The organism is Streptomyces javensis, assembly GCF_039525925.1.
Classification (GTDB): Bacteria; Actinomycetota; Actinomycetes; order Streptomycetales; family Streptomycetaceae; genus Streptomyces; species Streptomyces asiaticus.
This window is the reverse complement of record NZ_BAAAIF010000006.1, coordinates 38,473-50,416: the sequence shown is the minus strand read 5'-3', so window position 1 is coordinate 50,416 and position 11,944 is coordinate 38,473. Positions and strand designations below refer to the sequence as shown.

Genomic DNA, 11,944 nt, shown 5'->3' with positions numbered 1-11,944 from the left:
CATGCGAACCCATCGCTACACTTCCGGCACATGGTGAAGAGGGTGACCGAAAAGCGACGGCGAAGAACACAAACGAGCCAGATATTCGTCAATGCCTCGGGTGGCCGGAGACAGCTGCTGGCACTCGCGGCAATGGGCGTCGCCTGCGTCTGCGTCGGTTATCTGCTGCTGATGGCGGCCGCCCTGTCCGGAGTGGTGTGGGGCGGCCCCTGGTGAGCCCCCGGCACGCACACCGCCCCGAGCCGCGCGGCCACTGGCTGCTGCTGCTCATCGTCGTCTCGGCCGTCGCCGCCGCGCTGGTCTTCGAGGGCTGGACCACCCATGAGGTCGCCTCCCAGCCCGCGCGCCGCCCCTGCACCAGCCCCATCCCCAAGGCCGCCGACACCGGGCAGCCGATAGTCCGCCTCGACGGTTCCGGGGTGCGGACGGCCGGGATGCCGGACCGCACCGTCGCCCTCACCTTCGACGGCGGACCCGACCCCGTCTGGACCCCGCGCCTGCTGGATCTGCTGCGCGCCCACCACGCGCACGCCACCTTCTTCCTCTCCGGCGTCCAGGCGGCCCGCCACCCCGAGCTGGTGCGCCGCATCCGCGACGCGGGGCATGAGATCGGCTCGCTCACCTACACCGGCTCCGACCTGGGCTCGGCGTCCGCCGTACGCACCCGTCTGGAGCTGTCCCTCACCCGGACCGCGCTCGCTGGGAGCGCGGGGGTCACCACCCGGCTGCTGCGGCTGCCGCTCACCACCCAGGCCGACACGATGTGCGGCGGCGAGTGGACGGCCGCCCGGCGCGCCGCCGCCGAGGGGTATCTGCTGGTCGCGGCCGACCGGCCGACGCGGAAGCCGGAGCGGGGCGTCGTCCGGCAGTACAGCCAGACGGACACCGCCGTCAGCGAGGTGCGGAAGCTCTTCCGGAACCGGAAGGTCGAGCGGTACACGACGGTTTCCGAGGGGCTCGGCCACGCCTCGGTCAACGCCCCGGCCAACGGCTCGGTCGAGGCCCCGGCCAACGCCTCGGGCGACGCCCCTGCCAACGTCCCCGCCTCCACCGTCGGCCAGTTGCAGGGCAAGGCGCTGCTCCAGGTCCAGTCCGTCGGGCACGCCTTCGTCCGGGCCATGACCTGGGTGCTCGGCATCGCGGGCGGCCTGGCCCTGCTGCGGCTGCTGCTGGTCGTCCTCTTCGCGCGGGCGCATGTCCGGCGCCGGCACCGCTACCGGCCCGGCTCGCCCTGGCTGCGCGAGATCGACGAGCCGGTGACCGTGCTCATCCCCGCCTACAACGAGGAGGCGGGCATCGGGACCACCGTGCGGTCCCTGCTGGCCTCCACCCAAACCGAGCTTCAGATCATCGTGATCGACGACGGCTCGACCGACCGTACGGCCGATATCGCCGCCCGGATCGACGACCCCCGGGTGCGGGTGGTCCGCCAGCCCAACGCGGGCAAGGCGGCCGCCCTCAACACCGGCCTCGCCCACGCCCACCACGACATCGTGGTCATGGCCGACGCCGACACCGTCTTCGAACCGGAGGCCATCCACCAGCTCATCCAGCCGCTCGCCCACCCGGCCATCGGCGCGGTCAGCGGCAACACCAAGGTCGGCAACCGCCGTCGGATGCTGGGCAGATGGCAGCACCTGGAGTACGTCTTCGGCTTCAACCTCGACCGCCGGATGTACGAGGTGCTGGAGTGCATGCCCACCGTGCCCGGCGCGATCGGTGCCTTCCGGCGGGACGCGCTGCTGGGCGTCGGCGGCGTCAGCCACGCTACCCTCGCCGAGGACACCGACCTCACGATGGCGCTGTGGCGGGCCGGTTGGCGGGTGGTCTACGAGGAGTCCGCGATCGCCTGGACCGAGGTGCCCACCTCGCTGCGCCAGCTGTGGCGGCAGCGCTACCGCTGGTGCTACGGCACGCTCCAGGCCATGTGGAAGCACCGCCGCGCCCTCCGCGAGGTCGGCCCCGCCGGACGCTTCGCCCGCCGCGCGCTGCCCTACCTCTTCCTCTTCCAGGTGGCGTTGCCGCTGCTCGCCCCCGTCGTGGACGTCTTCGCCCTCTACGGCGTGGCGTTCGCCGATCCCGTGGAGTCGATCGGGGTGTGGCTCGTCTTCCTCGTGGTGCAGCTGTTCGGCGCCGGATACGCGCTGCGGCTGGACGGGGAACGGCTGCGGGTGCTGTGGGCGATGCCGTTCCAGCTCTTCGTCTACCGGCAGTTGATGTATCTCGTGATCTTCCAGTCAGTGGTCAGTGCCCTGTTCGGCACGAGGCTGCGCTGGCACCGCATCCATCGGTCCGGCTCCGCCGGGGAGCAGCGGGTCGTCGAACCGGCGGCCGGGCGTCCGGGCCTGCCGTGGGCAGGGGGCGGGTCATGAACCACGAGTCAAGGGGGCGGGTCATGAACCACGAGGCAAGGGGGCGGGGCATCAACCACGAGGCCGTCTCTCCTCGCCGGTGGCCCCGGCGGCTGCGGCGCACGGTGGTCGTGCTGCTCGCGGCGGTCCTGGTCGGGGCCGCCTCCACCTACGGCTGGGCCTGGGCCAAGCTGAACGACGGCGTCGACCTGGCCAAGGTCGAGGACCGCCCCGCGCCGGGCAAGGGCACCAACTACCTGATCGTGGGCTCCGACAGCCGTGACGGTCTCTCCCAGCAGGACAAGAAGAACCTGCACACCGGCTCGGCCGAGGGCCGCCGCACCGACTCGATGATGATCCTGCACACCGGTGCCCACGGCGCCACGATGGTGAGCCTGCCGCGTGACTCCTGGGTGACCATCCCGCCGTACACCTACCCCATGACCGGGAAGCGCCCCGGGCCCGCCAAGAACAAGCTCAACGCGGCCTTCTCGCTGGGCGGTCCCGAGTTGCTGGTGCGGACGATCGAGCACAACACCGGGCTGCGGATCGACCATTACGCGGAGATCGGCTTCGCGGGCTTCGTCAACATCGTCGATTCGGTGGGCGGTGTGCCGATGTGCCTCGACAAGCCCATCAAGGACGAGAAGTCGGGCGCCGATCTGAAGGCGGGGTGCCAGACGCTGAACGGCCGCCAGGCCCTGGCCTTCGTCCGCCAACGCCACCACGAGGCCAACGGTGACCTCGGTCGCAGCCAGAACCAGCAGAAGTTCCTCGCGGCACTGGCGAAGCGGGTCGCGCGGCCGGACCAGATCTTCGTTCCCTGGAAGTCCCTGCCGACCGTCGGCGCGGGCCTCGACACGCTCATCGTGGACAAGGGGTCCGATCTGCGGACGCTGATGTCGTTGTTCCGGGCGATGAAGCGGGTCGCGGGCGGCGACGGCAGTGGCAACCGGCTGAACGTGCCTGTGGCTGGTCGTGGGATGGCCACGGCCAAGGGCAGCGCGCTGAAGTGGGACGAGGGGCGGGCGAAGGCGCTGTTCGCGCGGCTGCGGAACGATCGGCCGGTGGGTCTTTCCCCTACCCGCCCCTCCCCGTGACCGGGGCTCCGCCCCAGACCCCGGGACACGGCCGACTTGGGATCCTCCCGCGCTGGGGCGGGCCTCGGGGTTCACCAAGGGACGGTCTGGCCGAAGCGGTCCAGATACGCCAGGCCGGGCGTGCCCAGTCGGGAGAGCAGGACATCCACCAGCAAGGGGACGGTCTCCTCGATGGTGAACGGCGCGTCCGGACCACCCAGGGCGGTGCGTATCCAGCCCGGCGCCATGAGCACGAAGGCGCGCCGCGTATCGCCTTGTCGGGCCGCGAAGCTCCGCAGGAACATGTTCAGGGCTGCTTTGCTCCCTCGGTAGACCTCGCGGCCTCCGGTCGTGTTGTTCGTGATGCTGCCCTGCCCGGAGGACATCGCCCCGATGAGTCCCGTCGGGGACACCACATCTTCGAGGGACTCGATGACGCGCATGGGGCTGAGCGCGTTGGTGACCATCACGTCGATGAAGTCGGCTGTCGCAACCGCGCCGACGGGCGTCTGCTCATTGTTGGTGGTGCCCGCGTTGACGAAGAGCACGTCGAGTCGGCGATGCGCCAGACGTTCGTGCAGCGGGGGCAGTTGGCCGGGGTCGTTGATGTCGAGACGTTCGATGGTCATCCGCCCGTCGGCGTGGTCCGCGAGATCGTGCAGCGGCGTTCGGGCAGTGGTGTCGCGAACGGTGCCGACGACGTGCCAGCCCCTGTCGAGGAACTCCGCCGCCATCGCGTGGCCGAGGCCGCGCGAGGCCCCGACGATGAGGGCCGTCGACGGGTGTTGTTCGGTGCCGGTCGATGACATCCAGCGTCAACTCCGTTCTTCGTGAGTCGTATTCGTTCGGGCAGCGTCGAGGCCCCGTGATCGGCACAGGGCGGTGCCCGCTGTGGTGGCCCCTCAGCCCGTGCGCTTCAAGCGTTTCGTCCGCACCGCGTCGCAGGCGAGCCACGAGCGCTCGTTTGTACGATTGCCGATATGACAAGGGCGCTCATGACGGAATCCGCTTCGGTAGAGCCTGATGATGTACGAATCATTCGGGCGCTACAGATCGCTCCGCGGGCGTCGTTCGCCGCGATCGCGTCCGCCCTCGGCCTGACCGAGGGCGCCGTCAACCGCCGGTATCGCCGCCTGCGCGCCGACGGCGTCATCCGCGTGGCCGGTGTGGTCAACCCGGGCGCCCTGGGGCAGAGCAGGTGGCTGGTGAGACTGCGCTGCCGGCCTGGCAGTGTCGCGGCGATCGCCGAGGCGCTCGCCAAGCGTGCTGACGTCAACTGGGTGGCCCTGAGTGCGGCGGGCTGCGAGATCACCTGCGCGACGCAATCCCGGACGCGGGAACAACGCGAGGACCTCCTGGGGCAGCGGCTTCCCCGCACAGCGGCGGTGATCGACATCAACGCCTTCGCCATGCTCCGCCAATTCCTCGGAGGCCGCGGCCACTACTGGTCCGCCCTGGAGGGCACGCTGTCCGCGGAGGAGGAATCAGCGTTGGGGAGCGGCGGGCCCCCCTTCACCGAGTTTCCGGTTGTCACTCGCGAGCCCCTGCGCCTCACCCCCGAGGACGAGAGGATGCTCGATGCGCTCGCCGCGGATGGCCGCGCCAGTCTCGTCGATCTCGCCACGGCCGCCGACCTCACTCCGGGACGGGTCTCGCGACGCCTTGCCGTTCTGCTCCAGCACCGCGTCGTCCACATCGACGTCGAGATCGCGGCAGCAGCCTTGGGCTATCACGCTCGCGCGAACCTCTGGCTTCGCGTGCACCCGTCAGCGGTGAAGGGCGCGGGGCGCACACTCGCGCAGGAACCCGAGGTCGCCTTCGTCGCAGCCATCTCCGGGCCCTGGAACATTCACGCCGTCGCACACTGCCGGGACCTCGACGAACTCTTCGAGTTCACTTCGGATCGCATCGGGTCCCTGACCGGACTTCAGAGCATGGAGGTCTCACCCGTGCTGAGGCACATCAAGCAGGCCGGCACTCGGCTCTCCGACGATGGCCTCCTCCAGCCATCCGGCGCTCGCGCGCGACGCTGAGAGGCTGGGCGGCCGCGCGGCTTCGCTCCGACCTCGCGGAGCGCGACGTCTTCGCGATTCCCCGCTGAGATCGGAACCCCCCTCGGGCGGACTCAGGGCGTGGGCGGCCAGTTGTGCAGCGCCACGTCGGCCACTTTCTGCAACTCCTCCTGCGTGGCACCGCTGGTCGCTTGGACGGCCATGCCGTGCGCTACGGCCATGAGGTAGCGGGCGAGCACTTCGGGATCGGTGTCCGGTGGCAGATCGCCTTCGTCGACGGCCCGCCGGAATCGGTCGCGGAGGCGGGCCGTGCCCTCGTTGCGCCAGGCGATGAGGGCGTCGCGGGCGCTGCGTCCGGGGTCGCCGGCGGCGAGGGAGCCCTGGACGCCGAGGCACCCGGCGGGGCAGCCGGGGCGGGTGTTGGCCCGGACGGAGCCGTGCAGGAAGGCGGTGGCCACCTGCCGGGCGGTCGGTTCCCGCATGGCCCGGTCCGCGTAGGCGGCGGGGCCCTCGGAGTAGCGCTCCAGGGCCTTGCGGAACAGCTCCTCCTTGTTGCCGAAGGCCGCGTACATGCTGGTGCGGGTGATGCCCATGGCGCTGGTCAGGTCGGTGAGGCTGGCGCCTTCGTAGCCCTGCTCCCAGAAGACCCGCATGGCGCGCTCGAGGGCCTCGTCGGCGTCGAAACCCCTCGGTCGGCCGATCGGTGCCTGCTGCCGCGTCTTCATGCCGTCGAGCATACCTCTTCAGTACCGATCGGTTCAGAAGTGCGCTACGCTCGCCTTCAGTACCGATCGGTACCGAAGTTTGTGGAGGTCATTGTCATGGGACAGCTTGAGGGCAAGACCGCCGTCATCACCGGCGGCGGCACCGGGATCGGCCTGGCCACCGCCGTACGGCTGGCGGCCGAGGGCGCGCACGTGTTCATCACCGGGCGGCGCAAGGCCGAGCTGGACGCGGCCGTCGAGGCCATCGGCCCGGCGGGGGCCACCGCGGTGGCGGGTGACGTCACCGACCCGGCCGACCTGGACCGGCTCTACGACGCGGTCCGCGCCCGGGGCCGGGGCCTGGACGTGGTCTTCGCGAACGCGGCGACCGCCGCCTTCGCGACACTGGAGGAGGTCACCGGGGAGCACCTCGACCGGACCTTCGCCGTCAATGTGCACGGCACGGTGTTCACCGTGCAGAAGGCGCTGCCGCTGCTCAACGAGGGCGCCTCGGTGATCCTCAACGCCTCCACCGCCGCCGACAACGGCACGGAGGCGTTCGGCGCGTACGCGGCGTCCAAGGCCGCGATCCGGTCCTTCGCGCGGACCTGGGCCAATGAGCTCAAGGGGCGTGGCATCCGGGTCAACGCGATCTCGCCGGGCCCGGTCGACACTCCGGCGATCACGGCCCTCGCCGGCGAGGACAACGCGGCCGACTTCAAGGCCCACCTCGCCACGACCACCGCGATCGGCCGGATGGGCCGCCCCGAGGAGGTCGCCGGGCTGGTGGCGTTCCTCGCCTCCGAGCAGAGCAGCTTCATCCTCGGCGCCAACTTCTATGTCGACGGGGGTGAGAACCAGATCTGACATCGACGCCGGGCCGGACGGGGTCGGGCTACCCCCCTCGAAATCGCTTGATGCATTAGTTGCGCCATATCAAGCATTTTTCGAAGGGGTACCCGGGCCCCGCCGCTCAAAGGCGCCCAAGGCGCGAAGCGAAACCCGTGCTCAACGGACGGCCGGTGCGGACTTCACGGCGCCAGGATGTCCAGCTCCCGCAGCGCGCCCACGGTGATCTCCCGCGTGTAGCGCTCCGCCGCCTCCGCGTCGCCCGCGCGGACCGCTTCGGCCACGCGGACGTGGAGGGTGACCGCCTCCGGGTCGGGGTCGCTGAACATGACGCGGTGCTGGGTGCGGCCGGTGAGGACCTCGGCGACGACGTCGCCGAGGCGGGCGAACATCTCGTTGCCAGAGGCGCGCAGGATCACGCGGTGGAAGGCCACGTCGTGGATCAGATACGCGGGGAGCTGCTGGCCGCGCGAGGTGGCCACCATGTTGAGGGCGTGTTCGGTGAGTTCGGCGCACTGCTCCGGCGTGGCGTGCTCGGCGGCCAGCCCGGCGGCGGCGGGCTCGATGGCCGAGCGCAGCGCGGTGAGGGAGCGGAGCTGGCGGGGGCGGTCGGGGCCGGCCAGGCGCCAGCGGATGATCTGGGGGTCGAAGACGTCCCACTCCTCGGTGGGGCGCACGGTCACCCCGACCCGGCGGCGGGACTCCACCAGGTGCATGGACTCCAGGACCCGCACCGCTTCCCGGACGACCGTGCGGGAGACGTCGTAGCGCCGCTCCAGTTCATCCGTGCGGAGCACCGTGCCGGGCGGGTAGTCGCCCGCCGTGATCGCGGGGCCGAGAGATTCCAGGACGCGGTCGTGCAGCCCCCGGCCCCTGGGCCTCTGACCACGGCCCTCGGGCCCCTGTTCGTCCATGCGCTCAGCCTACGCGGCCACTCATCCATCAAATAAGTATGACTTTTAAGTCACGGACTCTTGAATACGTCGTATCTGTGGGGTTGAGTGTCCGGCGGCGCCGAGGTCGAGGAAGACAGCGAGGTTCACACAATGCACGCCCCCCAGGTTGTCGTGGTCATGGGAGTGTCCGGTACGGGCAAGACCACGGTCGGCCCCCTGCTGGCGGAGGAGCTCGGCGTCCCGTACGCCGAGGCCGATGACTTCCACCCGCCGGCCAACATCGCCAAGATGTCGGCCGGGACCCCGCTGGACGACGACGACCGACGCCCCTGGCTGGACGCCATCGGTGCCTGGGCCCACTCCCACGCCGAGGGCGGGGGAGTGGTGAGCTGCTCCGCGCTCAAGCGGATGTACCGCGACCGGCTGCGGTCCGCCGCCCCCGACATCGTCTTCCTCCATCTGACCGGCGACCGCGAGCTGATCGCCGAGCGGATGAAGGAGCGCAAGGGCCACTTCTTCTCCGGGGATCTGCTCGACTCGCAGCTCGCCACGCTCGAACCGCTCCAGCCGGACGAATACGGCGTCGCCGTGGACGTCTCCCCCGAACCCGAGGCCATCACCGAGCGGGCCGCCGCCGAACTGCGGCGGCTCGAACATCAGTAACGCACGTTAGGAAACCCGCCGTGACCAGACTCAGCGCCGAGATGCTGGCAGCGGACACCGTCGACCCGATCACGTCGGCCGGTCACGCACAGCTCGGCATAGCCGTCCTCGTCGGCATAGCCGTTCTCGTCCTGCTCATCACCCAGACCAAGCTGCACGCGTTTCTGTCGCTGACGATCGGCTCGCTGGCGCTCGGCGCCGTCGCGGGAGCCCCGCTCGACAAGGTCATCACCAGCTTCTCGGCCGGTCTCGGATCGACCGTCGCGGGCGTCGGCGTGCTGATCGCCCTCGGCGCGATCCTCGGCAAGCTGCTCGCCGACTCCGGCGGCGCGGACCAGATCGTCGACACGATCCTCGCCAGGGCGAACAACCGGACGATGCCCTGGGCCATGGTGCTGATCGCGGGGATCATCGGGCTGCCGCTCTTCTTCGAGGTCGGCATGGTGCTGATGATCCCGGTGGTGCTGCTGGTCGCCAAGCGCGGCAACTTCTCCCTGATGCGGATCGGCATCCCGGCGCTCGCGGGCCTCTCCGTGATGCACGGCCTGGTGCCGCCGCACCCCGGCCCGCTCGCCGCGATCGACGCGGTCCACGCCGACCTGGGGATCACCCTGGCGCTCGGTGTCCTCATCGCCATCCCCACCGCGATCATCGCGGGCCCGGTCTTCTCGCGCGTCGCCGCCCGCTGGGTCGACGTCACCCCGCCGGACCGGCTGATGCCCACGCGTCCGTCGGAGGAGCTGGAGCGGCGCCCCGGGTTCGGGGTCACCGTCTTCACCGTGCTGCTGCCGGTCGTACTGATGCTGATCAAGGCACTGGTCGACATCGTGGTGGACGACCCGGAGAAGGGCGTCCAGCGGGTCGCCGATGTCATCGGCAACCCCCTGATCGCGCTGCTGGCGGCCGTGCTCGTGGGCATGTTCACGTTGGGCCGGCCGGCGGGCTTCACCCGGGACCGACTCTCCTCCACCGTCGAGCACTCGCTCGCCCCGATCGCGGGCATGCTGCTGATCGTCGCCGCGGGCGGCGGCTTCAAGCAGACGCTGATCGACATCGGCGTCGGCAAGATGATCATGGACATCTCGGAGGACTGGAGCGTCTCCGCGCTGCTCCTCGCCTGGCTGATCGCGGTGGCCATCCGGCTGGCCACCGGCTCGGCGACGGTGGCCACGATCTCGGCCGCCGGGCTGATGGCCCCGCTCGCCGCCGATATGTCCAGCACGCATGTGGCGCTGCTGGTGCTGTCCATCGGCGCCGGGTCGCTCTTCTTCAGCCATGTCAACGACGCGGGATTCTGGCTGGTCAAGGAGTACTTCGGGATGAGCGTCGGGCAGACGGTGCGGACCTGGTCGGTGATGGAGACGATCATCTCCGTCATCGGGCTCGTCTTCGTCCTGCTGCTGTCACTGGTGATCTAGCGCTGAGCAGAGGCGCTGAGCAGAGGTAGGAGTACGTACGCCATGACGACACATCCGCTCTTCGACATCGCGGGCCGCACCGCGCTGGTCACCGGCTCCAGCCGGGGCATCGGCCACGCCTTCGCGCGGGGTCTGGTGGAGGCCGGCTGCACGGTGGTGCTCAACGGGCGCGATCCGCGGGCCCTGGAGAAGGCCGCCGCCGAACTCGGCGACGTGGGCGGCATCGGCGCGGGGGCCGCGGAGGGCGCGGAGGTGCACACCGCCGCGTTCGACGTCACCGACGGCCCGGCCGTCGCCGCCGGGATCGCCGATGTCGAGGAGCGGGTAGGCCCGCTCGACATCCTGGTCAACAACGCCGGGATGCAGAACCGGGCGCCGCTGCTGGAGTTCACCGACGACGCCTGGCGGCAGATCCTGGACACCAACCTGACCAGCGCCTTCCTGGTGGGCCGCGAGGCCGCCCGGCGGATGACCGCCCGCGGCCACGGCAAGATCGTCAACATCTGCTCCCTCCAGAGCGAGGTGGTCCGCCCCGGCATCGCGCCCTACGCGGCGACCAAGGGCGCGCTGAAGATGCTCACCAAGGGCATGTGCGCGGACTGGGGCCGGTACGGAATCCAGGTCAACGGACTCGGCCCCGGCTACATCGAGACCGAGCTGACCCGGCCGCTGGTCGAGGACGAGGAGTTCAGCGCCTGGGTGCGCGGGCGGACCCCGGCCGGGCGCTGGGGCCGCACCGAGGACCTGATCGGGGCGCTGCTGTATCTCGCGTCCCCGGCGGCGGACTTCGTGAGCGGACAGGTGCTGTACGTCGACGGCGGCATGACGAGCGTGTTGTGAACGCCGGGATACCAGGTGAGCTTGAGGAGGCTGGGCGAATGGTGCTGGGCTGTGTGATCCACGGGCAGGGTGATCTGCGGGTCGAGGAACTCCCGGAGCCGGAACCGGCACCCGGGCAGGCGCTCGTGGCGATCCGCTACGGCGGGATCTGCGGATCGGATCTCCACTACCACCGGCACGGTGGGGTGGGCGACTTCCGGCTCCAGGAGCCGATGGTGCTGGGGCACGAGGTCGTGGGCACGGTGGTGGCGTACGGCGAGGGCGCGACCGGGCCCGCGGTCGGCACGCCGGTCGCCGTGCATCCGGCCACGCCGTGCGAGGTGTGCCCGGAGTGCGCCGACGGCCGCGCCAACGTCTGCCGCGACACCCGCTACCTGGGCAGCGCCGCGCGCTTCCCCCACGTCCAGGGCGGCTTCGCCTCCCGTGTCACCGTCCCGGCGGCCCAGCTGCGTGCCCTGCCCGACGGACTGGACCCGCGCCGGGCGGCGCTCGCCGAACCGCTGTCCGTCGCGCTGCACGCGGTGCGGCGGGCAGGCCCGGTGAAGGACCGTCATGTGCTGGTCACCGGCGCCGGTCCGATCGGCTGCCTCACCATCGCGGCAGCCCGCGCGGCGGGCGCGGCGACCATCACGGCGACCGATCTGCTGCCCCGTGCCCTGGAGTTCGCGGCGGCGGCCGGAGCGACCGCGTGCGTACGGGCCGACGACCCGGACGACCCCAACTGGCCCTCGGCCGAGATCGACGTCGCCATCGAGGCGTCGGGTGTGGCCGCCGGACTCGACACCTGCCTGCGGAGGGTGCGGCGCGGCGGGGTGGTGGTGCAGCTCGGCATGCTGCCGCCCGGGCAGAGCCCGTTCGCTGGGAACGTGCTGGTCAGCCGGGAGATCGAACTGCGGGGCGCGTTGCGCTTCCACGCCGAGTTCGACGACGCGTTGCGGCTGCTGGCGGCCGAGCCGTCGTTCGACGCGCTGATCAGTGGGGTGCGGCCGGTGGGGGAGGCGGTGGAGGCATTCGCCCTGGCCGCGGACCGGGCTCAGTCGTGCAAGGTCCTGCTGGACTTCGCGTAGCCGTCCGGACCACATTGCCTGCGGGCGGGTAAGGGAAAGGTCGCCGGGCGGCCGGGCCGTGCCCG

At 70.9% G+C, this 11,944-nt stretch carries 12 protein-coding genes; 9 read left to right on the top strand and 3 right to left on the bottom strand.

What is annotated here, in order from left to right; translation table 11 throughout:
* Positions 1-42 precede the first annotated feature (42 nt).
* Genes ABD329_RS08270 through ABD329_RS08260 form a run of 3 tightly spaced genes read left to right on the top strand, consistent with a single transcriptional unit; the run spans position 43 to position 3,451 of the window.
* Complete coding sequence (locus tag ABD329_RS08270) at positions 43-216, top strand: hypothetical protein (RefSeq protein ID WP_198280290.1); 174 nt, start codon at positions 43-45, stop codon at positions 214-216.
* Positions 213-2,372, top strand: a complete 2,160-nt coding sequence (locus tag ABD329_RS08265; protein WP_198280291.1) for a bifunctional polysaccharide deacetylase/glycosyltransferase family 2 protein — start codon at positions 213-215, stop codon at positions 2,370-2,372. Before ABD329_RS08270 ends, ABD329_RS08265 begins: the two co-directional genes overlap by 4 nt.
* 23 nt (positions 2,373-2,395) lie before the next feature.
* A complete protein-coding gene (locus ABD329_RS08260) occupies positions 2,396-3,451 on the top strand; it encodes an LCP family protein (RefSeq protein ID WP_344316150.1) in 1,056 nt (351 codons plus the stop codon).
* 71 nt (positions 3,452-3,522) lie between these two features.
* On the opposite strand, the gene ABD329_RS08255 is transcribed toward ABD329_RS08260, so the two are convergent.
* On the bottom strand, positions 3,523-4,239 hold the full coding sequence (locus ABD329_RS08255) for an SDR family NAD(P)-dependent oxidoreductase (protein ID WP_344316149.1): 717 nt from the start codon (positions 4,237-4,239) through the stop codon (positions 3,523-3,525).
* Between the two features lie 171 nt (positions 4,240-4,410).
* Here ABD329_RS08255 and ABD329_RS08250 point away from each other — a divergent pair, with 171 nt between their 5' ends.
* Positions 4,411-5,463 (top strand): Lrp/AsnC family transcriptional regulator, encoded by a 1,053-nt coding sequence (locus ABD329_RS08250; protein WP_344316148.1) that lies wholly within the window; start codon positions 4,411-4,413, stop codon positions 5,461-5,463.
* 92 nt (positions 5,464-5,555) lie between these two features.
* On the opposite strand, the gene ABD329_RS08245 is transcribed toward ABD329_RS08250, so the two are convergent.
* Positions 5,556-6,167 carry a TetR/AcrR family transcriptional regulator gene (locus tag ABD329_RS08245; RefSeq protein ID WP_344316147.1) on the bottom strand — a complete coding sequence of 204 codons (612 nt, stop codon included), beginning with the start codon at positions 6,165-6,167 and terminating at the stop codon, positions 5,556-5,558.
* A 96-nt stretch (positions 6,168-6,263) separates the two neighbouring features.
* Here ABD329_RS08245 and ABD329_RS08240 point away from each other — a divergent pair, with 96 nt between their 5' ends.
* Entirely contained in the window at positions 6,264-7,013 is a 750-nt protein-coding gene (locus ABD329_RS08240) for an SDR family NAD(P)-dependent oxidoreductase (protein WP_344316146.1), read from the top strand.
* Positions 7,014-7,177: 164 nt separating this feature from the next.
* On the opposite strand, the gene ABD329_RS08235 is transcribed toward ABD329_RS08240, so the two are convergent.
* Positions 7,178-7,909 (bottom strand): FadR/GntR family transcriptional regulator, encoded by a 732-nt coding sequence (locus ABD329_RS08235; RefSeq protein WP_210948990.1) that lies wholly within the window; start codon positions 7,907-7,909, stop codon positions 7,178-7,180.
* A gap of 132 nt (positions 7,910-8,041) precedes the next feature.
* On the opposite strand from ABD329_RS08235, the gene ABD329_RS08230 reads away from it, so the two are divergent.
* The 4 genes from ABD329_RS08230 to ABD329_RS08215 are packed head-to-tail and all read left to right on the top strand — an operon-like array spanning position 8,042 to position 11,879.
* Positions 8,042-8,554, top strand: a complete 513-nt coding sequence (locus tag ABD329_RS08230) for a gluconokinase (protein WP_037953470.1) — start codon at positions 8,042-8,044, stop codon at positions 8,552-8,554.
* 20 nt (positions 8,555-8,574) lie between these two features.
* A complete protein-coding gene (locus ABD329_RS08225; protein ID WP_344316145.1) occupies positions 8,575-9,972 on the top strand; it encodes a GntT/GntP/DsdX family permease in 1,398 nt (465 codons plus the stop codon).
* Between the two features lie 42 nt (positions 9,973-10,014).
* Positions 10,015-10,812, top strand: a complete 798-nt coding sequence (locus ABD329_RS08220) for an SDR family oxidoreductase (RefSeq protein ID WP_344316144.1) — start codon at positions 10,015-10,017, stop codon at positions 10,810-10,812.
* Between the two features lie 38 nt (positions 10,813-10,850).
* Positions 10,851-11,879, top strand: a complete 1,029-nt coding sequence (locus ABD329_RS08215) for an L-idonate 5-dehydrogenase (RefSeq protein ID WP_344316143.1) — start codon at positions 10,851-10,853, stop codon at positions 11,877-11,879.
* The last annotated feature ends 65 nt before the right edge of the window (positions 11,880-11,944 follow it).